Below are 22,104 nucleotides of genomic sequence, written 5' to 3' on the forward strand. Positions count from 1 at the left end.
CTTGCAGTCACCCCAAAGGCGGTCATTAGACCGCCTTTTTGCATCTTAATCGTCAGAGAGAACCGTTATGAGCACCACCGATACCATCGTAGCCCAAGCCACCCCGCCGGGACGCGGCGGCGTCGGCATTCTGCGCATTTCCGGAAGCAAGGCCAAAGACGTCGCCCAGGCGTTGCTCGGCAAGCTGCCGAAGCCGCGCTACGCTGACTATCTGCCGTTCCGCGACGCTGCCGGCGCCACCCTCGATCAGGGCATCGCGCTGTGGTTCCCGGGGCCGAACTCCTTTACCGGCGAAGACGTGCTGGAACTGCAGGGCCACGGCGGGCCGGTGATCCTCGATCTGTTGCTCAAGCGCGTGCTGGCGCTGCCCGACGTGCGCATCGCCCGGCCCGGCGAGTTCTCCGAACGCGCGTTTCTCAACGACAAGCTCGATTTGGCGCAGGCCGAAGCGATCGCCGATCTGATCGACGCCAGCTCCGAGCAGGCGGCGCGCTCGGCGATGAACTCGCTGCAGGGGGCATTTTCCACCCGCATCCACCAGCTCGTGGAAGCGCTCACTCACCTGCGAATCTACGTGGAAGCGGCGATCGACTTCCCGGACGAGGAAATCGACTTCCTGTCCGACGGTAAAATCGAAGCACAACTCAACGACGTGATGGCGGATCTGGATAGCGTGCGCGGCGAAGCGCGCCAGGGCAGCCTGCTGCGCGAAGGGATGAAGGTAGTGATCGCCGGGCGCCCCAACGCCGGTAAATCCAGCCTGCTCAATGCGTTGGCCGGGCGCGAGGCGGCGATCGTCACCGATATCGCCGGCACCACCCGCGACGTCCTGCGCGAACATATCCATATCGACGGCATGCCGCTACACATCATCGACACCGCTGGCCTGCGCGACGCCAGCGACGAAGTGGAGCGCATCGGCATCGAACGTGCATGGAACGAGATCGAACAGGCCGACAGAGTGCTGTTTATGGTCGACGGCACCACCACCGCCGCCACCGAGCCGGCGGAGATCTGGCCGGAGTTTATGGCGCGCCTGCCGGGCACGCTGCCGATCACCGTGGTGCGCAACAAGGCCGACATCACCGGTGAAACGCTGGGTCTGACAGAAGTGAACAACCACTCACTTATTCGCCTGTCGGCCCGCACCGGCGAAGGCGTCGATGTGCTGCGCGATCATCTGAAACAGAGCATGGGCTTCACCAGCAACATGGAAGGCGGCTTCCTGGCGCGCCGCCGCCACCTGCAGGCGCTGGAGCTGGCGGCACAGCACCTGGTGCAGGGCAAAGAACAGTTAGTGAGCGCTTACGCGGGCGAGCTGCTGGCAGAGGAACTGCGCCAGGCGCAGCTGGCCTTGAGCGAAATCACCGGCGAATTCACCTCCGACGATCTGCTGGGCCGCATCTTCTCCAGCTTCTGCATCGGCAAATAATCGCCTGCGGGTGCCATATCCTCTTCGGCGCCCGCATTTTACGTCTCCGGCGCCAAAACTCACCTAAGCTTATCTCATCAATTTTTCCGCGTGAGAGATAAGCTTAAATGAACGAACCTTTAGACTTGATTGGCGTGGGATTGGGGCCTTTCAATCTCAGTCTGGCCGCTCTGGCCGCCGAAAGCGGCGCCGTCAACTATACCTTTCTCGATCGTAACGCGAGCTTCCGCTGGCACCCCGGCATGCTGCTGCCTTCCGCTTATATGCAGACATATGTGCTGCAGGATTTGGTTACCGCCGTCAGCCCTCGCAGCCAATTTTCATTTATTAATTACTTGGTAGAACAGAAAAAAATTTATCGGTTTTTAATCACCGAGCAGCAAATTATCAGCCGAGAAGAATTTTCCGACTATCTACGCTGGGCCTGCGAAAGATTAGACGGGCTACAGTTTTCACAGTCCGTAGAGCGCATTGATTTTGACGATGAAAAGAGTTTGTTCAAGGTAACCACCCATGATCAGACGCTGTGGGCGAAAAATATCTGTCTGGGCACCGGCCATAACCCTTGGTTACCGAAAGCGTTTTACCCGGCGCTGGGCGAAAACTGCATGCATGCCGCCGAAATAGCCCTGCGCAATCCGGACTTCAGCGGCAAGCGAGTTATGGTGGTGGGCGGCGGCCAAAGCGGCGCCGATGTGTTTTTGAACGCATTGCAGGGGCACTGGGGCGAACCGGCGCAGCTGGACTGGCTCTCGCGCCGTCCCAATTTTCAGCCGCTGGACGAGTCCCCCTTCACCAACGAATATTTCACTCCCGAATACGTCGACTATTTCTATACACTGCCGTCAGAAATCCGCGAGCGTGAAATCAAAACACAGAAATTGCCGGCAGACGGCATCAGCAATCATACGCTGCGAACCCTGTACCGTGAGCTATATATGCGTTTTGACGTGATGCGCCAGACGCGCAATGTGCGTTTACTGCCTCATCGCACCCTACTGGCCATCGAATCAATGGGTGAAGCTTTTCATCTGCGCACGCTTCACGGCCTGGAAAATCGCCAGGAAAGTTTCAGGGCCGATATCATCATTCTGGCCACCGGCTATCGCGCTTCGCTGCCCGCTTACCTGAAACCCTTGCTGCCGCGCATTCCTCTCGATGCGGAACAGCATCTGCCGCTACTGCCGAATTTTAATCTGGACTGGCTCGGGCCGGAGCAAAATCGAATTTATGCGGTTAATGCCGGAATACATAGCCACGGCAGCGCAGAAGGCGGACTGAGCCTGATGGCCTGGCGTTCAGCCCGCATCCTCAATCACTTGCTGGGTAAGCCATGCTTTGATTTGGCACCGAACGCATCAATGATCCAATGGTGGAGCGATGCCGCGCCGGGCGATATCTCTACCACCGCTGATAAATAGGATAATCCGCATAGCGTTTTTTGATGATAAATCCTCAACTTAGTCTTAATCTAACACCCCTGCGTTCTTAGCGACCCTCTGTCATGGAGCGAACAATGGCGTGTCATTTTGCCCGATGGACCCCGGCCTCCGCCGTCCTGGATACCCAGAGACTCGCCGACGAAGTGATAGCCGCCACCCGCACCTTTTCCGTTAAACGCCGCACGCGCTTCCTGCAAGGGCGCATTCTGCTCGCCGAAATGATGTTCTACCTGTACGGCCTGCCGACGCTGCCCCCCATCGCCACCACGCCGACCGGCCGCCCCTGTTTCGCCGATCATCAGCTGCCCGATTTCAGCCTCGCTTACGCCAGCAACACCGTGGGCGTACTGCTCAGCGACGAGGGCAAAGTCGGGTTGGATATCGAAGTGATGCGGGCGCGCGGCACCCGGCAAAGCGCGCTGCAACACGCGCATCAGACGCCGGCGGAAAGTGCCTGGATCGGCGCGCAGGACGATCGGCTGGAGGCGGAGACTCAGCTGTGGAGCATTCGGCAAAGCGTGCTGAAAATTTCCGGCCTCGGCAACAGCGGCCAGTCTACGCTGCGTCTGCATCCCTTCTCCGGCCACCTGCGCTCCAGCGCCACGCCGGACGTTCAGGTGATGAGCGACGCCGACGAATACCTGAGCTGGGCCTGCGCCGGCAGCCCCGGCCTGGATCGCCTGCTGTGCTGGCGCTACGAAGAGCGCGGCGGCCTGCAGAAAGACGGGGAAATCTCGCCGCGCAGCCCGGCGGCGTCCTCACGCTTCGTTAAACTGACGGGGCTGAAGACGCCCGGTTAACGCGGCGCAAAGCGGATAACGCTGTCTTTACCGCACGAGTTGCTGGATTAAATTGTAAAGACAGCTAAATGTTGAGCAATCGCCTATTCTCGACCAGCGCTTTAGCCTACTATTCGCCCATGTTGTACGCTGAATCTGCTCATTCGAAAGGGAGAATCACCATGTCAGACCAAGCCTTAAAAATCGTCACTCTGCTTGGCAGCCTGCGCAAAGGCTCCTACAACGCCATGGTGGCCCGCGCCCTGCCAGGCCTGGCTCCACAGGGCGTCACCATTGAAGCGCTGCCCTCCATTCGCGATATCCCGCTGTACGACGCCGACATGCAACAGGGTGAAGGCTTCCCTGCCGCGGTCGAGGCGATCGCCGAACAGATCCGCCAGGCCGACGGCGTGATCATCGTCACCCCTGAATATAACTATTCCGTGCCCGGCGGGTTGAAGAACGCCATCGACTGGCTGTCTCGCTTGCCGAATCAGCCGCTGGCCGGCAAGCCGGTCGCCATTCAGACCAGCTCGATGGGGCCGATCGGCGGCGCGCGCTGCCAATACCATCTGCGCCAGATCCTGGTATTCCTCGATGCGATGGTAATGAACAAGCCTGAGTTTATGGGCGGCGTGATCCAGAGCAAGGTCGACGAACAGGCCGGTGAACTGAGCGATCAGGGAACGCTGGATTTTCTGACCGGCCAGCTGTCCGCGTTCAGCGATTTTATTCGCCGCGTGGAGTGAAGGTCTCGCGGCGCCCCTTAGGCGCCGCAACAGGACATGAAGTCCATCAATTCATTGAAAATTAAAGCCATAGCATCATGTATTTTTTCATTTTAGCGTTATTTTTTGTTTCCATCACCAGTCCCGCTTTCGCGGCAGAGATGCGTTATCCCGCCGGTGAAGAGCCGCTGGAGCTGCCGGCACACAGCACGCTCAACGCCCAGCTGTCGCGATCCGCGCAAAACCAGGAAGATAAAAAGCTGGGCGCCATGTCGCTGTACCTGACGCTGATGCGCGAAGACGGCCGCAACGTCTGGGCGCCCTACCAGCTGGCGGTGTCATCGGCGGAGAAAGGGCAAACCGAGCTGGCGGAGCGCTACCTGCAGCTGAGCGCCGACCGCGGCCTGTGGTACTACTACAACCTGCTGGAGGACGACGCCTTCAACAGCATCCAGCACTCCGCCACCTACCAATCGATCCTGGCCGCCACCAAAGCGCGCTATCTGCAGCACGCCCGCCACTATGAAGGCAAGGCCAGCTACGCGATGCCGGACGGCGAAGCGCCTCCCGAAGGCTGGCCAACGGTGATCTTCCTGCATACCTACGGCAAAGCCGCCGCCATCAGCCCCGAAGAACGGCTGCTGTTCGGCGAAATGGGCGTGGCCTACATCGAGCTCAACGGCACGCAGATGCTGTCGGAAAACAGTTTCCGCTGGTCGAATTACAGCGACGAGAGCACCCAAACCGCCATTCAGCGTACGCTGCAACAGCTGGCTCCGCAGCTAAAGCTGAATCCCCGGCGGATTTACCTCAGCGCCCGCGGCCAGGGCGCGCTGCACGCCGCCAACCTGATCGCGAAGTACCCGCAGTTTTACGCCGGCGCGCTGCTGATCGCCCCCAACGGCGAGATCAAGCCGGCCCAGCAGTCGCTGGCGGCGCAAAAGAAAATCGTGATGGCGTATTACGATCGGCAGAATTTCAGCGAGCAGGCGCTGGCGTTGCACTTCGCCAATCTGTTCGGAGAGGATAATCAGGTAGAAACGCTGCACTTCGCCCAGGGAGAGGATGCCGCCGGCAGTTGGCAGGCGCGCTTCAAGCGGCCGTTGCAGTGGGTGTTGGGTAAGGCGCCGGATGCGACGCCGGGCGTCTAGGGTTTCAGGGCCGACAGGCGTCGGCCCTTTGGCGGTCAATGGCCGTCGACGAAGACGATCTTCAGCACGAACAGCAGCGCCACCACCACCACACACGGGCTGATTTCACGCCAGCGGCCGGTGCCGAGCTTCATCACGCAGTAGGAGATAAAGCCGAGCGCGATGCCTTCGGTGATCGAGAAGCTGAACGGCATCATCACCGCGGTGACAAATGCCGGTACCGCTTCGGTCAGATCGTCCCACTTCACCCGCGCCAGGCTGGAGGTCATCAGCACGCCGACGTAGATCAGCGCGCCGGCGGCGGCGTAAGCCGGCACCATGCCCGCCAGCGGCGACAGGAAGATCACCAGCAGGAACAGCAGGCCGGTGACCACCGCCGTCAAACCGGTGCGGCCGCCGACGGCGACGCCGGATGAGCTTTCGATGTAAGCGGTCACGGAAGAGGTGCCCGCCAGCGAACCGGCCACCGAGCTGATGCTGTCGACGTACAGCGCCTGCTTCATGCGCGGGAATTTGCCCTGGTTGTCGGTCAGGCCGGCTTTATCGGTGACGCCGATCAAGGTGCCCGAAGAGTCAAACAGGTTCACCAGCATAAACGAGAAGATGATCCCGGCCAGCCCGATGTTCAGCGCGCCAGCCACGTCGACCTGGCCCACCACGGAGGTGATGCTCGGCGGCAGGGAGAACAGGCCGCCGTATTTCACGTCGCCCAGCATCCAGCCGATCAGGGTGGTGACCACGATCGACACCAGCACCGCCGCGTGGAAGTTACGTGAAGAGAGCACGGCGATGATGAAGAAGCCGAGCGCGCCCAGCAGCACATTGTGCGAAGTCAGGCTGCCGATGGTCACCAGCGTGTCCGGGTTGGCCACCACGATGCCGGCGTTTTTCAGCCCCATCATGCCGATGAACAGGCCGATGCCGCTGGTGATGCCGACCCGCAGGCTGACCGGAATGTTGGCGATCATCCAGTAGCGGATGCGGAAAATGGTCAGCAGCAGCAGGCCGACCGCCCCCCAGAAGATGGCGCCCATGCCCACCTGCCAGGAGATGCCCATCGCCCCGACCACCACGAAGGCGAAGAAGGCGTTCAGGCCCATCGCCGGCGCCAACGCCACCGGCAGGTTCGCCAGCAGGCCCATAAAGATGCTGCCGAAAGCGGCGATCAAACAGGTGGTGACAAATACCGCCTGGGTATCCATGCCCGCCGCGCCCAAAATTTGCGGGTTAACGAACACGATATACACCATGGTAAGGAAGGTGGTGATACCGGCAATCGTTTCCGTACGCGCCGTCGTGCCATGTTGCTTGAGTTTAAACACGCGCCCAAGCAAGCCTTGCTCAGCGTCAAGGCCAGATACTGGTTTGGTCATTATCAGAATTCCGAAAATGGGAATGGACAGTCGCCGGCTATCCTATAACAAAAAGTGGGGCTTTTGACGCCGGTCACAGGTTTTTTTCGCCATCTTTACGGCTAAACGCGTCAACGGCTTGTATTTACAGGCTTTCATCCCGCGTTTCCGTCCGCTGCGTTGCCGTTTGCCGACACGGCCGATAAAATGACCTATCGCATCTCTTACCCTACCCGCGAAAAAACAGGAATCCGCATGTCTTCAACCTTTATCGATAAGCTCGCGTTGATCGCGCTGAAAGATGACAAAGTGGCGCTGGTGCGTTCACACAATAAAACGCTGTTTTATATGCCGGGCGGAAAGCGCGAAGCGGGCGAAACCGACGAACAGGCGCTGTGCCGCGAAATCGACGAAGAGCTGACCGTCGCGCTGCAGCCCAACTCCATCGTGTTTTACGGCGAGTTCGCCGGCCCGGCGGACGGCAAGCAGGACGGCACCCAGGTGCGCATTCGCTGCTATCAGGCCGACGTTATCGGGCAGCTGCAGCCGGCCGCCGAAATCGCCGAACTGAGGTGGTGCGACAGCCGCGATTTACCGCACTGCTCACACGTCGCCGCGCTGATTTTGCACGATCTCAAGGCGCGTAACCTGATCAAGTGATCGCTGAGCGGCCTCCGCGCCGTTAACCCGAAGGAACCTGTCCCGCATGAATCAGATTGACTGCATTTTGTTCGACTGCGACGGCACGCTGGTGGACAGCGAAGTGCTGTGCAGCAAAGCCTATGTGCACATGTTCGCCCGCTACGGCATTCATCTGTCGCTGGAAGAGGTGTTCAAGAAATACAAAGGGGTGAAGCTGTACGAGATCATCGATCGGGTCAACGCCGAGCAGGGCACTGACCTGGCAAAAGAGGCGCTGGAGCCGCTGTATCGGCAGGAAGTGGCGCGGCTGTTCGACAGCGAACTACAGCAGATTGCCGGCGCCCGCGAGCTGCTGGCGCAGGTGACGGTGCCTGTCTGCACCGTCTCCAACGGACCGGTCAGCAAGATGCAGCACTCGCTCGGCCTGACCGGCATGCTGCCTTATTTTGATGACCGGTTGTTCAGCGGCTATGACATTCAGCGCTGGAAGCCGGATCCGGCGATCGTATTCCACGCCGCCGAACAGATGCAGGTGCCGGTAACGCGCTGCATCCTGGTAGATGACTCGCCCGCCGGCGCCCAGGCTGGTATCAATGCCGGCATCCCGGTCTTTTACTTCTGCGCCGATCCGCATAACCCGCCGATCGACCACCCGCTGGTGACGACGTTTAACGACCTGGCCCAGCTGCCCGCGCTGTGGCGCGAACGCGGCTGGCGGCTGACGGCCGATTAACTGGCCGGCAACGGCGGCTTGTTGCGCCACCAGCGCCACGACCGTTTCAGCGCGCGAGTTTGCGCGCCGAAGCGGCGGTTGACCGCGTTGGCCAGCAGATCGAGCGCCAGGCAGAACACGAAATAGACCAGCGCCACGAACAGGAACACTTCCATCGGATAGACCATGCTGCGGTTGTTGACCTGGGTCGCCAGGAAGGTCAGTTCGCCAACGCCGACGATATAAGCCAGCGAGGTGTCTTTGATCAGGGATATCCACTGGTTGATGAACGACGGCACCATCATGCGCAGCGCCTGCGGCAGCACGATCATGCGCAGCGTCTGCCAGCGGGTCAGCCCCAGGGAAAGCCCGGCCTGCCACTGGCCGGGGCCGATCGCGGCGATGCCGGCCTTCACCGCATGGGCCAGATAGGCCGAGGCGATCAGCGCCAGCGCGCACACCACGGTGGTGATTTCCGGGATCTCGACGCCAAACACCATCGGCAGCAGGAAATAGGTCCAGAAGATCAGCATGATGACCGGTATGGCGCGGAAAAAGCCCAGCACCGCCGCCAGCAATCCGGCAGCGACGCCGCGCGACATCGCCAGCGCCACGCCGAGCAAGGTGCCGAGCGCCGCCGAGGCGACGCCGGCCATCAGGCTGATCGCCAACGTCAGCGCCGCGCCGCCTAATGGACCATCCGGCCAGGTGCCCCACAGCAGGTAGCCCAGGTTATCGTGAATTACGCTGAAATCCATCTCAATGCCCTCCCAGCGGTTTACGCTGTTGGCGCCACATGCCCCAGCCTTCCAGCAGCGCGATGATGGCGATATACAGCACCGTCGCCACGCCGAACGCCTGGAAGGTGCGCAGGGTTTCGGTTTCGACCTGACGCGAGGCGTAAGAGAGTTCGGCCACGCCGATCGCCATGGTCAGCGACGAGTTCTTGATCACGTTCATGTATTGCCCCAGCAGCGGCGGCAGCGCGATTTTCAGCGCCTGCGGCAGCACCACGTAGCGCATCGCCTGCCAGCCGGTCAGCCCCAGCGCCTGCGCGGCATATTTCTGCCCGCCGGCGACGCCGCGAATGCCGGAACGGATCTCTTCGGCGATAAAGGCGGTGGAGTAAAGCGTCAGGCCGAAGAAACCGGCGAGAAACTCGAACGACGGCCATTCCAGCGGGCCGACCTGATGTGAGCTGTTCAGCCACTGCATGGCGGCGGACGGCAGGATCTGCCCGGCGGCGAAGTACCAGAAGAACAGCTGCACCAGCAGCGGCGTATTGCGAAACAGCGAGCTGTAGCCCATCGCCAGCCAACGCAACGGCCGCAGGCTGCTGTCGCGCATCGCCGCCAGCACGAAGCCCAGCAGCGTGGCCGCCAGGCCCGCGCAGGCGGAAAGCCACAGCGTCAGCAGAAAACCGTGCCACAGCCAGCTCAGGTATTGCGGCGCCAGCAGCCAGTCCAGGTTCATGTTCAATCCTTGTCTTGCAGAATGCATCAGGGGCGCAGCAAGCTGCGCCCCTCCGTGCCGATCTCACCGCGAGCGGTTAAATCAGGCTTTCGGTTGCTGATCCAAAGGCGCGATTTTGAAATCGCCGCGCGGTTGGGCGGATTGGGTTTCCGGCCCGAACCAGCGATCGTAAATCTTAACCGCTTCGCCGTCTTTTTCCAGTTTGATCAACGTCTCGTTCACCGCGGCGGTCAGGCGATCTTCGCCCTTGGGAATGCCGACGCCCTGATACTCTTTGGTCAGGCTGAACGGCGAAATTTCAAACTCCGCCTTCTGCGCCGCCGGCAGGTTGCCGAGCAGGCCAACCAGCTTGGCGTCGTCCTGGGTGATCGCCTGCACGTTGCCGTTGCGCAGCGCCACAAACGCCAGCGGGGTGTCATCGTAAGAGATCACTTTCGCCGTCGGGAAACGCTCGCGCAGGGTGATTTCCTGCACCGTGCCCTTATCCGCGCCGATGCGCAGCTTTTTGATGTCTTCCGGGGTTTTCAGCACGCCTTTGCGGGCGATGAATTTCTGGCCGGTGGCGAAGTACGGCACGCTGAAGTTCACTTCCTTGGCGCGCTCGTCGGTAATGGTGAAGTTGGCGGCAATCAGGTCAACCTTCTTCGACACCAGCAGCGGAATGCGGTTGGCCGGGTTGGTGGCGCGCAGCTCCACTTTTACCCCCAGCGCTTTGCCGATCACATCGGCGACGTCCACATCGTAGCCCACCAGCTTCTTGCTCTGCGGATCGATGTAGCCGAACGGCGGGTTGCTGTCGAACACCGCGATACGCACCACGCCGGCTTGCTTGATATCGTCAAGTTTGTCCGCGTGCGCGGCGCCGGCGGCGAGGCCGGTCAGACTGGCTAACAACGTTAAGGCCAAAGCGCGATGTTTCATAGAGAGCTCCTAAGTGGTTGATGTCCTGCTGGCGGATAAGCTAGCAAGCGCCACATAGGTCAGGAAATAATATAAAAAGCTATATTTATAACCTTTTTATCTTTAAGAACTTAAGATGGAATAAAGGCGCGGGAAACCGCGCCTTTGAAGGATATTACCCGGAAAGGGTCAGTCGGCTTTGTCGTCTTTACCGCCCGGAGAGAGCAGCTTTTCCAGGGCGTCGCCGCCCAAATGACGGAAATCCTGTCCTTTGACGAAATAGAAGATAAATTCGCAGATGTTCTGGCAGCGGTCGCCGATACGCTCGATAGAACGGGCGCAGAACAGCGCGGTCAGCACGCTCGGAATGGTGCGTGAGTCTTCCATCATATAGGTCATCAGCTGACGCACGATGCCTTCGTATTCCTGGTCGACCTTTTTATCTTCGCGGTAAATACGGATCGCCTCGTCCAGATCCATGCGCGCGAAGGCGTCCAGCACGTCGTGCAGCATTTGCACGGTGTGGCGCCCCAGCGATTCCAGGCTGACCAGCAGCGGCTGGTGCTGGTGCGAGAACTTCTCCAGCGCGGTGCGGCAGATTTTGTCCGCCACGTCGCCGATGCGTTCCAGCTCGGAAATGGTTTTGATGATCGCCATCACCAGGCGCAGATCGCTGGCGGTCGGCTGGCGCTTGGCGATGATGCGCACGCAGGCTTCGTCGATCGCCACTTCCATCATGTTGACCTTGGCGTCGCCTTCGATAACTCGCTTGGCCAGCTCGCCATCCTGATTGTGCATCGCGGTGATGGCATCGGTCAGCTGCTGCTCCACCAGCCCGCCCATGGTCAGCACCTGGGTGCGGATATGCTCAAGCTCTGCGTTGAACTGGCCGGAAATGTGTTTGTTTAAATTCAGGTTATCCATGATGCTTCCTATCAACCATAACGGCCAGTGATGTAGTCTTCAGTCTGCTTTTTCTGCGGCGCAGTGAACAGGTTATCAGTATCACTGAACTCGATCAGCTCACCCAGATACATAAATGCGGTGGAGTCGGAGCAGCGCGCCGCCTGCTGCATATTGTGGGTTACGATCACCACGGTGTAATCGGCCTTCAGCTCGCTGATCAGCTCTTCAATCTTGCCGGTGGAGATCGGATCCAGCGCCGAGCAAGGCTCATCCAGCAACAGCACTTCCGGACGAATGGCGATGCCGCGGGCGATGCACAGGCGTTGCTGCTGGCCGCCGGAAAGGCTGTAGCCGCTCTGGTGCAGCTTGTCCTTGGTTTCGTTCCACAGCGCCGCCTTGGTCAGCGCCCACTGCACGCGCTCGTCCATATCGGCGCGCGACAGCTTTTCAAACAGGCGAACGCCGAAGGCGATGTTGTCGTAAATCGACATCGGGAACGGCGTCGGCTTCTGGAACACCATGCCGACCTTGGCGCGCAGCAGCGCGATATCCGAGTTGTCGGTCAGGATGTTCTGGCCGTCCAGCAGGATGCCGCCTTCCGCGCGCTGTTCCGGGTACAGCTGGTACATCTTGTTGAAGGTGCGCAGCAAGGTGGATTTGCCGCAGCCGGACGGGCCGATAAACGCGGTGACCTTGTTCTTGGCGATATCCAGCGTGATGTTCTTCAGCGCATGGAATTTGCCGTAGTAGAAGTTCAGATCGCGTACCTGAATTTTGCTGCTGGAAGCGTCAGTAACCATACTCATCAAGACTTCTCTCTTTTCATCAGCGCCGCCAGAGCGGCGCTCAAAATTTTATGAATGCTTTTTCTTGGCGAAAATCACGCGCGCCAGGATATTCAGTAACAGTACGCACAGGGTGATCAACAGCACCCCGGCCCAGGCCAGCTGTTGCCATTCGGCGAACGGGCTCATGGCGAATTTGAAGATGGTCACCGGCAGGTTGGCGATCGGCTGCATCAGGTCGGTGCTCCAGAACTGGTTCGACAGCGAGGTGAACAGCAGCGGCGCCGTTTCCCCCGCGATGCGCGCAATCGCCAGCAGCACGCCGGTGATGATGCCGGACACCGACGCCTTCAGCGTGATGGCGGAAATCATGCGCCATTTCGGCGTGCCCAGCGCATAAGCGGCCTCGCGCAGCGTATCCGGCACCAGCTTCAGCATGTTCTCGGTGGTGCGAATGACGATCGGCACCTGCAGCAGCGCCAGCGCGACGATGCCGGCCCAGCCGGAAAAGTGTTCCATCTTCGCCACCACGATGGTGTAAACGAACAGGCCCACCACGATCGACGGTGCGGACAGCAGGATGTCGTTGATAAAGCGGGTCACTTCCGCCAGCCAAGATTTACGGCCGTATTCCGCCAGGTAGATGCCGGCCATGATGCCCAGCGGCGTGCCGAAGATGGTCGCCCACAGGATCAACAGGCCGCTGCCGGCGATGGCGTTGGCCAGACCGCCGCCCGCGGTGTTCGGCGGCGGGGTCATTTCAGTGAACAGCGCCAGCGACATGCCGTCGAAGCCTTTGGTCACGGTGGCGATCAGGATCCAGATCAGCCAGAACAGCCCGAACACCATGGTCGCCATCGACAGGAACAGCGCGAGACGGTTTTTCTGCCGGCGCCAGGCCTGCATTTTGCGGCGGCTTTCCGCCAGAACGACTGCGTTTTGCATATCCATCGTCGCCATGTTAACGCCCCTCATTCTTGGCCAGACGCATGATCATCAACTTCGACAGCGCCAGCACGATAAAGGTGATAACAAACAGAATCAGGCCCAGCTCCATCAACGCGGCGGTGTGCACGCCGGACTCGGCTTCTGCGAATTCGTTGGCCAGCGCCGAGGTGATGCTGTTGCCCGGCATGTACAGCGAAGCGCTGTCGAGCTGGTAGGTGTTGCCGATGATAAAGGTCACCGCCATGGTTTCCCCCAGCGCACGGCCCAGGCCCAACATCACGCCGCCGATGACGCCGTTTTTGGTGAACGGCAGCACGATGCGCCAGATGACTTCCCAGGTGGTGCAGCCGATGCCGTAGGCCGACTCTTTCATCATCACCGGGGTCTGTTCGAACACGTCGCGCATGACTGCCGCGATGTAAGGAATGATCATGATCGCCAGGATCACCCCGGCGGCCAGAATACCGATGCCGAAGGCCGGGCCGGAGAACAGCTCGCCGACGATCGGAATGCCCGACAGCACTTCGCCGACCGGCGTCTGGAAGTATTCGGCGAACAGCGGCGCGAACACGAACAGGCCCCACATGCCGTAAACGATGCTGGGGATGGCCGCCAACAGCTCAATGGCGATGCCCAGCGGCCGCTTCAGCCAGTTCGGCGCCAGCTCGGTCAGGAACAGCGCGATGCCGAAGCTCACCGGCACGGCGATGATCAGCGCGATAAGCGAGGTGACCACGGTGCCGTAGATCGGCACCAGCGCGCCGAACTGCTCCGCCGGCGCGTCCCACTCTTTGGTCCACAGGAAGGCGAAGCCGAATTTCTGCATGCTTGGCCAGGAGGCGAAGATCAGCGAAACAATGATGCCGCCCAGCAACAATAGGGTAATCAGCGCAGCCAGTCTCACCAGCGCGCTGAAAATGATGTCACCGTTTTTGCCCGGTGCTTTGATGGTCGGCTTGTACTCAGCCATAGATTACTCTCTGTTTGAACCCTGGCAGCCCCAACCGGGATCGGAGCCTGAAGAACTGTGTGGGGCGCGGCGAACCCGCGCCCCTGCGTTGTTAGTACAGCGCTTTGCCTGAACTGTCTTTTACGTTGGTTTTCCAGGCCGCACGCACCTGCTCAACCACTTCTGCCGGCAGGGTGGCGTAATCCAGCTCGTTAGCCTGCTTGGCACCGGTTTCGTAAGCCCAGTCGAAGAACTTCAGCACTTCGGCGCCCTGAGCAGGGTTTTTCTGCTCTTTGTGCACCAGGATGAAGGTGGTGGATGTAATTGGCCACACGTTGTCGCCTTTCTGGTCAGTCAGATCCTGAGCGAAGGTCTTGCTCCAATCCACGCCTTTGGCCGCGTTGCTGAAGCTCTCTTCGGTCGGGCTGACCGGTTTACCGTCGGCGGATACCAGCTTGGTGTAAGCCAGGTTGTTCTGCTTGGCGTAAGCGTATTCTACGTAGCCGATAGAGCCAGGCAGACGCTGAACGAAGGCGGCGATGCCGTCGTTGCCTTTACCGCCCAGACCGGTCGGCCAGTTAACGGTAGAACCGGCGCCGATCTTCTCTTTCCACTGCGCATTGGCCTTGGACAGGTAGCTGGTGAACACGAACGAGGTGCCGGAACCGTCGGCGCGGCGCACCACGGCGATGTTCTGGTCAGGCAGTTTCACGCCTGGGTTCAGCTTGGTGATAGCCGGATCGTTCCATTTTTTGACGTTGCCCAGGTAGATATCGCCCAGGGTTTTGCCGTCCAGCGTCAGTTCGCCGGATTTGATGCCCGGGATATTCACGGCCAGCACCACGCCGCCGATCACGGTCGGGAACTGGAACAGGCCATCGGCCGCCAGTTTGTCGTCAGACAGCGGGGCGTCGGAAGCGCCAAAGTCAACGGTGTTGGCCACGATTTGCTTCACGCCGCCAGAGGAGCCGATGCCCTGATAGTTAACTTTGTTGCCGGTTTCTTTCTGATAAGAATCTGCCCACTTGGCGTAAACCGGAGCGGGGAATGTCGCACCTGCACCGGTCAGGCTGGCAGCAGCGAACGCGGACACGGTGGTCAGGGAGAAGGTCGCTGCCACAATACTGGCGACGGTGGTACGCATCAGTTTCATAATCCCTCCTAATGGGATATTTAAAATCGACTTCGAGTCGTTTTAATCAGAGTAAGTATTGCTGCAGGAGGGAAAATAGGACAGTTTGGTGACAGAAAAATGTACGCAATATGACAATTATATTACAGTACGCCAGACAGACGTTTGTTTCTTTAAAAATCAATCGATTAGTCAAAAAACAGCGCAATTGACGTGCAATAAAAAAACGGTTTGGCGCGGCCTATCCGCTTGAATATGACAATGTTTATCGCCGAATCGGTCGCGTTGTCACCTTTAAGGTCGCTCATGAAAAAAGCCGGCGCAAAGGCCGGCTTTTGCAGTTTACCTGCGGCAGATTACTCTACGGTGACAGACTTCGCCAGGTTGCGCGGCTGGTCAACGTCGGTGCCTTTGATCAGCGCCACGTGGTAAGACAGCAGCTGCAACGGCACGGTGTAGAAGATCGGCGCCACGATTTCCTCGACGTGCGGCAGAGGAATGATGGTCATGCCTTCGCTGCTGACGAAGCCGGCGTCCTGATCGGCGAACACGTACAGCTGGCCGCCGCGCGCGCGCACTTCTTCAATGTTGGACTTCAGCTTTTCCAGCAGTTCGTTGTTCGGCGCCACCACGATCACCGGCATATCGGCGTCGATCAGCGCCAGCGGGCCGTGTTTCAGCTCACCCGCCGCATAGGCTTCGGCGTGAATATAGGAGATCTCTTTCAGCTTCAGCGCCCCTTCCATGGCGATTGGATACTGATCGCCGCGGCCGAGGAACAGCGCATGGTGCTTGTCGGAGAACCCTTCCGCCAGCGCTTCGATCTCTTTATCCATCGACAGCATCTGCTCGATACGCGCCGGCAGCGCCTGCAGGCCATGCACGATCTCCTGCTCCACGCTTTCCGCCATGCCTTTCAGGCGGCCCAAGCGCGCTACCAGCATCAACAGCACGGTGAGCTGCGTGGTGAAGGCCTTGGTCGAGGCCACGCCGATTTCCGTGCCCGCTTTGGTCATCAACGCCAGATCCGATTCGCGCACCAGCGAAGAGCCGGCCACGTTACAAACGGCCAGCGAACCGAGATAACCCAGCTCTTTGGACAGACGCAGCGCCGCTAACGTATCGGCGGTTTCGCCGGACTGCGACAGGGTGATGATCAGGCTGCCCGGACGCACCGCCGATTTGCGGTAACGGAATTCGGACGCGATCTCGACGTCGCACGGCACGCCGGCCAGCGCTTCGAACCAGTAGCGCGCCACCATACCGGAGTGGTAAGAAGTCCCGCAGGCGATGATCTGCACGTGCTGCACCTTGGCCAGCAGCTCGTCGGCGCGCGGGCCCAGCTCGCTTAGATTGATTTGGCCATGGCTGAAACGCCCTTCCAGGGTGTTTTTCAGCGCCAGCGGCTGTTCGTAGATCTCTTTTTGCATGTAGTGACGGTAAGCACCCTTGTCGCCGGCGTCATACTGCACCTGGGATTCGATCTCAGGGCGCTCGATGGCGTTGCCCTGCTTGTCGAAGATGTTGACGGTGCGGCGAGTCACTTCCACCACGTCGCCTTCTTCCAGGAAGATGAAGCGGCGGGTGACCGGCAGCAGCGCCAGCTGATCGGAAGCAATGAAGTTTTCCCCGACGCCGCGGCCGATAACCAGCGGGCTGCCGGAGCGCGCCGCGACCAATACGCTCGGTTCGCGGCTGTCCATCACCACGGTGCCGTAAGCGCCGCGCAGCTGTGGGATCACGCGCTGAACCACTTCCAGCAGCGTACCGCCTTGCAGTTGTTCCCAGTGCACCAGGTGCGCAATCACTTCGGTGTCGGTTTCGGAGCTGAAGCGATAACCGCGTTCGATCAGCAGTTCGCGCAGCGGTTCATGGTTTTCGATGATGCCGTTATGCACTACGGTAATGTAGTCGGAAACATGCGGGTGCGCGTTCGCCTCGGTCGGTTCACCGTGCGTTGCCCAACGGGTGTGAGCGATGCCGGTACCGCCGTGCAGATCGGTCTGCTCCGCCGCTTCGGCCAGTTTTTGCACCTTGCCTACGCGGCGCAGGCGGCTGACGTTACCTTGCGCGTCGACCACCGCCAGACCGGCGGAGTCATAACCGCGGTACTCGAGACGACGTAAACCTTCCAACAGGATTTCTGCGATATCACGTTGCGCTACTGCGCCTACAATTCCACACATCAGTTGTATTCCTAATGAACGCCCTTCATGGGCGCTTTCGATGCCTTGACCTGATTTTTGCCGGTTTTACCGTGCGTCCCCGAGCCTGTAGATGGTGGGGGTTATTATGTTTTGTATTGGGCTCTGAACGGAGCCCAACGCAAAACACACTATGACTTCTTCTTCACCGGACGTTGCCAGCCCTGAATGTGCACCTGCTTGACGCGGCTCAGCACCAGTTCGTTCTCGGCGATATCGCGCGTCACCGTGGTGCCGGCGGCGATGGTGGAGCCTTTGCCGACCGACACCGGCGCCACCAGCTGAGTATCGGAACCGACGAACACGCCGTCGCCGATCAGCGTCTTGTGCTTGTTGGCGCCATCGTAGTTGCAGGTGATGGTGCCGGCGCCGATATTCACGTCATCGCCGATTTCGGCATCGCCCAGGTAGCTGAGGTGGCCGGCCTTGGAGCCTTTGCCCAAACGCGCCTTTTTCATTTCCACGAAGTTGCCGACGTGGGCCCCTGCCGCCAGCTCCGCGCCTGGGCGCAGGCGGGCGAACGGCCCCACGGTGCAGTCGGCTTCCAGCACGCTGTCTTCCAGCACGCTGTAAGGGCTGATCTCGCAGTCATCGCCAATCACGCAGTTTTTCAGCACGCAGCCGGCGCCGATTTTCACCCGGTCGCCCAGCTTGACGTGACCTTCGATCATCACATTCGCATCAATAGTGATGTCGCGGCCGTGAACAAGTTCCCCGCGCAGGTCAAAACGCACCGGATCCAGCAGCATCACGCCGGCCAACAGCAGCTTTTCAGACTGTTCCGACTGGAAGACGCGCTCCAGGGTCGCCAGCTGCAGGCGGTTGTTCACGCCTTCCACTTCACTCAGGCGCGACGGGTGCACGGTTTCGATTTTCTTGCCGTCGGCATGGGCCAACGCAATGATATCGGTGATGTAAAACTCGCCCTGTGCGTTGTCGTTATTCAACATCCCCAGCCAGCGCTTCAGATCGCGCCCGTTCGCCACCAGGATGCCGGTATTGATCTCGTTGATCTGGCGCTGCGCCTCGCTGGCATCCTTGTGTTCGACGATGCCCACCACGTTGCCCTGCTCGCGCACGATGCGGCCGTAGCCGCTCGGATCGTCCAGCTTGACCGTCAGCAGACCGATACCGCCCTGCGGTTTGGCCGCCAGCAGGCGTTGCAGCGTATCCACGGAGATCAACGGCACGTCGCCGTACAGCATCAGTACGTCTTCATCGTCGGCAAAGTGCGGCGCGGCCTGCTGCATTGCATGGCCGGTACCCAATTGCTCGGCCTGCAGCACCCAGTTCAGCGCGCCGTCAGTCAACGTGCTTTTCAGCAGATCGCCGCCGTGGCCGTATACCAGGTGAACATGTTGCGCGCCCAGTTTCATCGCGGCATCAATGACGTGTTGCACCATCGGCTTACCGGCCAACGGATGTAAAACCTTGGGAAGATCGGAATACATGCGTGTTCCCTTGCCCGCGGCGAGGATAACCACGCTCATTGCGCTGTTCGACATAAGCAACCTGATAACTCCATTTTGATAGACGAAAGTAAAACCGTTTAGCGACGATATTACTACATATTTCTCTGCACGAACCCGGCGCAGGCCGCGTGGGCCTTGGCCTGCCGCTATCGCGGCCAATTCGGCGCCGGGACGAAAAAACTGTCGGCGATCGGCGACGTTTATTTCCCGATATCAGGGGTTATACACCACACCGCCCGCCGGGCTGAAATGCTTATTTTAAAGTAAAAAAAAAGCGACCCTATAGGCCGCTTTCTTAAAGTTGGGTGCTTTGCACCCAAACATTACATCGCTTTTCTGGTGAGCTCGATAACGCGCAGTTTCGCGATCGCTTTCGCCAGTTCAGCGGATGCCTGAGCATAGTCGACATCGCCATGAGAGCTGCGAATGTGTTCTTCAGCTTTACGCTTAGCTTCCAACGCTCTCGCTTCGTCGAGGTCAGTACCACGGATAGCAGTGTCCGCCAGCACGGTAACCACGCTCGGCTGCACCTCGAGGATGCCGCCGGACAGGTAGATGAACTCTTCTTCACCGTGCTGCTTAACAATACGCACCATGCCAGGCTTGATGGCAGTCAGCAGCGGCGCATGGCCAGGGAAGATCCCCAGTTCACCTTCGCTGCCTGTCACCTGGATCTTCTGCACCAGGCCGGAAAACATCTGTTTTTCCGCGCTGACTACATCCAGATGGTAAGTCATAGCCATATCACCCTCCTCTCAAGGCGTTACAGTTTCTTGGCTTTTTCCACTGCTTCTTCAATGGTGCCAACCATGTAGAACGCCTGCTCCGGCAGGTGGTCATAGTCGCCGTCCATAATGCCTTTGAAACCACGGATGGTGTCTTTCAGCGATACGAACTTGCCCGGAGAACCGGTGAAGACTTCTGCCACGAAGAACGGCTGAGACAGGAAGCGTTGGATCTTACGCGCACGGGATACGACCAGTTTGTCTTCTTCAGACAGCTCGTCCATACCCAGGATCGCGATGATATCTTTCAGTTCCTGGTAGCGTTGCAGAATGGACTGCACGCCACGCGCTACGTCGTAGTGCTCCTGGCCAACAACCAGCGGATCCAGCTGACGGCTGGTGGAATCCAGCGGGTCAACGGCCGGGTAGATACCCAGAGAAGCGATGTTACGGCTCAGTACCACGGTTGCGTCCAAGTGCGCAAAGGTGGTGGCTGGTGACGGGTCAGTCAAGTCATCCGCAGGAACGTAAACGGCCTGTACGGAAGTGATGGAACCGGTCTTGGTCGAGGTGATACGTTCTTGCAGAACGCCCATCTCTTCCGCCAGCGTTGGCTGATAACCTACTGCGGATGGCATACGGCCCAGAAGTGCGGACACTTCGGTACCGGCCAGGGTGTAACGGTAGATGTTGTCAACGAACAGCAGAACGTCACGGCCTTCGTCACGGAATTTCTCCGCCATGGTCAGGCCGGTCAGCGCAACGCGCAGACGGTTACCCGGTGGCTCGTTCATCTGGCCGTAAACCAGGGATACTTTGTCCAGAACGTTGGAGTCGGTCATTTCGTGGTAGAAGTCGTTACCCTCACGAGTACGCTCGCCCACGCCCGCAAACACGGAATAACCGGAGTGCTCGATCGCGATGTTACGGATCAGCTCCATCATGTTTACGGTTTTACCCACGCCCGCACCACCGAACAGACCGACTTTACCGCCCTTGGCGAATGGACAAATCAGGTCCATTACCTTGATACCGGTTTCCAGCAGTTCCTGGGAGTTGGACAACTCTTCGTAGCTTGGCGCCGCGCGGTGAATCGCCCAACGCTCTTCTTCGCCGATGTCGCCTTTCATGTCGATCGGTTGACCCAATACGTTCATGATACGGCCCAGGGTAGCTTTACCCACCGGCACTTCAATCGGGTGGTCCAGGTTGTTCACTTTCAGACCGCGACGCAGACCGTCGGAGGTCCCCATTGCGATACAGCGAACCACGCCACCGCCCAGCTGTTGCTGAACTTCCAACACCAGTTTTTCGGTGCCGTTTTCTACCTCAAGGGCGTCGTACACTTTCGGTACGGCATCCTGAGGGAACTCGACGTCCACCACGGCGCCGATTACCTGGATAATCTTTCCAGTAGCCATCTTGAATCCTCTACGTAATTCGTAAACCTAGCTTAAACCGCGGAGGCTCCCGAAACGATCTCGGTGAGTTCCTGAGTGATGCTGGCCTGACGCGCCTTGTTGTATACCAACTGCAGCTCTTTGATCAGGCTACCGCCGTTATCGGTTGCGGCTTTCATCGCGACCATTCGTGCGGCCTGCTCGCTGGCCAGGTTTTCCACGACGCCCTGATAAACCTGCGACTCCACATAGCGGCGCAGCAAGGTATCAAGCAGCACTTTTGGATCGGGTTCATACAGGTAATCCCAAGGCGTTTTCTTCAGCTCTTCGTCATCGGCTGGCGGTAACGGTAGCAGCTGAAGCACCTGCGGCTCTTGGGACATCGTATTAACAAATTTGTTGCTGACAATGTACAGCTTGTCCAAACGACCTTCGTCGTAGGCCTGCAGCATCACTTTCACCGGCCCGATCAGATCCGACAGGGAAGGTTTGTCCCCCATGCCGGTCACCTGGGCAACCACGTTGCCGCCCACGGAACCAAAGAAAGAGGCCGCTTTAGAGCCAATCAGCGCCAAATCGGTTTCGACGCCTTTTTCGGACCAGGCTTTCATCTCCGCCAGCAGCTTTTTGAACAGGTTGATGTTCAAGCCGCCGCAGAGACCACGGTCAGTAGACACCACCAGATACCCGACGCGCTTAACGTCACGCTCATCCAGGTACGGGTGCTTGTACTCCAGATTCCCTAACGCAAGGTGACCAATCACTTTGCGCATGGTCTCTGCATAAGGACGGCTGGCCGCCATGCGATCCTGCGATTTACGCATTTTGGAGGCGGCGACCATTTCCATCGCTTTAGTGATCTTTTGCGTGTTTTGCACGCTAGCGATCTTACTACGTATCTCTTTTGCGCCGGCCATCTCTGCTTCTCCTCAGTGCCAGACGGCCTGCTGTCTTTCAACAGCAGGACCGTTC

General features: G+C 59.3%; 21 protein-coding genes. 7 read left to right on the forward strand and 14 right to left on the reverse strand.

Annotated features, from left to right (window positions below):
• Positions 1-67 precede the first annotated feature (67 nt).
• The 5 genes from mnmE to ACJ8HB_RS15310 all read left to right on the forward strand — a co-directional run bounded on the left by mnmE (position 68) and on the right by ACJ8HB_RS15310 (position 5,532).
• A complete protein-coding gene (gene mnmE, locus ACJ8HB_RS15290) occupies positions 68-1,432 on the forward strand; it encodes a tRNA uridine-5-carboxymethylaminomethyl(34) synthesis GTPase MnmE (protein WP_033649555.1) in 1,365 nt (454 codons plus the stop codon).
• A 107-nt stretch (positions 1,433-1,539) separates the two neighbouring features.
• On the forward strand, positions 1,540-2,853 hold the full coding sequence (locus ACJ8HB_RS15295) for a lysine N(6)-hydroxylase/L-ornithine N(5)-oxygenase family protein (RefSeq protein WP_047569956.1): 1,314 nt from the start codon (positions 1,540-1,542) through the stop codon (positions 2,851-2,853).
• 95 nt (positions 2,854-2,948) lie between these two features.
• Positions 2,949-3,674 carry a 4'-phosphopantetheinyl transferase family protein gene (locus tag ACJ8HB_RS15300; protein WP_039568288.1) on the forward strand — a complete coding sequence of 242 codons (726 nt, stop codon included), beginning with the start codon at positions 2,949-2,951 and terminating at the stop codon, positions 3,672-3,674.
• Between the two features lie 161 nt (positions 3,675-3,835).
• Positions 3,836-4,402, forward strand: a complete 567-nt coding sequence (locus tag ACJ8HB_RS15305) for an NADPH-dependent FMN reductase (RefSeq protein WP_025304752.1) — start codon at positions 3,836-3,838, stop codon at positions 4,400-4,402.
• A 77-nt stretch (positions 4,403-4,479) separates the two neighbouring features.
• On the forward strand, positions 4,480-5,532 hold the full coding sequence (locus ACJ8HB_RS15310; RefSeq protein WP_047569961.1) for a hypothetical protein: 1,053 nt from the start codon (positions 4,480-4,482) through the stop codon (positions 5,530-5,532).
• A gap of 35 nt (positions 5,533-5,567) precedes the next feature.
• On the opposite strand, the gene ACJ8HB_RS15315 is transcribed toward ACJ8HB_RS15310, so the two are convergent.
• A complete protein-coding gene (locus ACJ8HB_RS15315; protein ID WP_033636524.1) occupies positions 5,568-6,905 on the reverse strand; it encodes an NCS2 family permease in 1,338 nt (445 codons plus the stop codon).
• 234 nt (positions 6,906-7,139) lie between these two features.
• Here ACJ8HB_RS15315 and ACJ8HB_RS15320 point away from each other — a divergent pair, with 234 nt between their 5' ends.
• Together ACJ8HB_RS15320 and yieH are read left to right on the forward strand one after the other, a co-directional pair.
• Complete coding sequence (locus ACJ8HB_RS15320; protein WP_047569964.1) at positions 7,140-7,544, forward strand: NUDIX hydrolase; 405 nt, start codon at positions 7,140-7,142, stop codon at positions 7,542-7,544.
• Positions 7,545-7,590: 46 nt separating this feature from the next.
• Positions 7,591-8,259, forward strand: a complete 669-nt coding sequence (yieH, locus tag ACJ8HB_RS15325) for a 6-phosphogluconate phosphatase (RefSeq protein ID WP_041037333.1) — start codon at positions 7,591-7,593, stop codon at positions 8,257-8,259.
• Here yieH and ACJ8HB_RS15330 read toward each other — a convergent pair.
• The 13 genes from ACJ8HB_RS15330 to atpG all read right to left on the reverse strand — a co-directional run bounded on the left by ACJ8HB_RS15330 (position 8,256) and on the right by atpG (position 22,049).
• Positions 8,256-8,996, reverse strand: a complete 741-nt coding sequence (locus tag ACJ8HB_RS15330; RefSeq protein ID WP_041037335.1) for an amino acid ABC transporter permease — start codon at positions 8,994-8,996, stop codon at positions 8,256-8,258. The genes yieH and ACJ8HB_RS15330 overlap by 4 nt on opposite strands.
• Position 8,997: 1 nt before the next feature.
• The gene (locus tag ACJ8HB_RS15335) at positions 8,998-9,711 is read right to left on the reverse strand and encodes an amino acid ABC transporter permease (RefSeq protein WP_025304748.1); all 714 of its coding nucleotides are present in this window, start codon (positions 9,709-9,711) and stop codon (positions 8,998-9,000) included.
• Between the two features lie 81 nt (positions 9,712-9,792).
• Positions 9,793-10,632, reverse strand: a complete 840-nt coding sequence (locus ACJ8HB_RS15340; protein ID WP_047569966.1) for an ABC transporter substrate-binding protein — start codon at positions 10,630-10,632, stop codon at positions 9,793-9,795.
• A 168-nt stretch (positions 10,633-10,800) separates the two neighbouring features.
• The gene (gene phoU / locus ACJ8HB_RS15345; protein ID WP_033636521.1) at positions 10,801-11,535 is read right to left on the reverse strand and encodes a phosphate signaling complex protein PhoU; all 735 of its coding nucleotides are present in this window, start codon (positions 11,533-11,535) and stop codon (positions 10,801-10,803) included.
• Positions 11,536-11,546: 11 nt separating this feature from the next.
• Complete coding sequence (gene pstB, locus ACJ8HB_RS15350) at positions 11,547-12,317, reverse strand: phosphate ABC transporter ATP-binding protein PstB (protein ID WP_016929614.1); 771 nt, start codon at positions 12,315-12,317, stop codon at positions 11,547-11,549.
• A 54-nt stretch (positions 12,318-12,371) separates the two neighbouring features.
• Positions 12,372-13,262 (reverse strand): phosphate ABC transporter permease PstA, encoded by an 891-nt coding sequence (gene pstA / locus ACJ8HB_RS15355; protein ID WP_047569968.1) that lies wholly within the window; start codon positions 13,260-13,262, stop codon positions 12,372-12,374.
• 1 nt (position 13,263) lies between these two features.
• Positions 13,264-14,220 (reverse strand): phosphate ABC transporter permease PstC, encoded by a 957-nt coding sequence (gene pstC, locus ACJ8HB_RS15360; protein WP_004933822.1) that lies wholly within the window; start codon positions 14,218-14,220, stop codon positions 13,264-13,266.
• A 91-nt stretch (positions 14,221-14,311) separates the two neighbouring features.
• Complete coding sequence (gene pstS, locus ACJ8HB_RS15365) at positions 14,312-15,352, reverse strand: phosphate ABC transporter substrate-binding protein PstS (protein ID WP_047569971.1); 1,041 nt, start codon at positions 15,350-15,352, stop codon at positions 14,312-14,314.
• A 335-nt stretch (positions 15,353-15,687) separates the two neighbouring features.
• Positions 15,688-17,517, reverse strand: coding sequence for a glutamine--fructose-6-phosphate transaminase (isomerizing) (glmS, locus tag ACJ8HB_RS15370; RefSeq protein WP_047569973.1), 1,830 nt, complete (start codon positions 17,515-17,517; stop codon positions 15,688-15,690).
• 149 nt (positions 17,518-17,666) lie between these two features.
• Positions 17,667-19,040 carry a bifunctional UDP-N-acetylglucosamine diphosphorylase/glucosamine-1-phosphate N-acetyltransferase GlmU gene (gene glmU, locus ACJ8HB_RS15375; RefSeq protein ID WP_094860174.1) on the reverse strand — a complete coding sequence of 458 codons (1,374 nt, stop codon included), beginning with the start codon at positions 19,038-19,040 and terminating at the stop codon, positions 17,667-17,669.
• Positions 19,041-19,330: 290 nt separating this feature from the next.
• Positions 19,331-19,750: a F0F1 ATP synthase subunit epsilon gene (locus tag ACJ8HB_RS15380; RefSeq protein ID WP_004933814.1), complete on the reverse strand. Its 420-nt coding sequence runs from the start codon at positions 19,748-19,750 to the stop codon at positions 19,331-19,333.
• A gap of 20 nt (positions 19,751-19,770) precedes the next feature.
• Complete coding sequence (gene atpD, locus ACJ8HB_RS15385; RefSeq protein WP_033631385.1) at positions 19,771-21,153, reverse strand: F0F1 ATP synthase subunit beta; 1,383 nt, start codon at positions 21,151-21,153, stop codon at positions 19,771-19,773.
• A gap of 32 nt (positions 21,154-21,185) precedes the next feature.
• Positions 21,186-22,049, reverse strand: a complete 864-nt coding sequence (gene atpG, locus ACJ8HB_RS15390) for a F0F1 ATP synthase subunit gamma (RefSeq protein WP_004933811.1) — start codon at positions 22,047-22,049, stop codon at positions 21,186-21,188.
• Between the last annotated feature and the right edge of the window lie 55 nt (positions 22,050-22,104).

Origin of the sequence: Serratia sp. CY27727 (assembly GCF_052169275.1) — a bacterium.
GTDB classification, from domain to species: domain Bacteria; phylum Pseudomonadota; class Gammaproteobacteria; order Enterobacterales; family Enterobacteriaceae; genus Serratia; species Serratia sarumanii.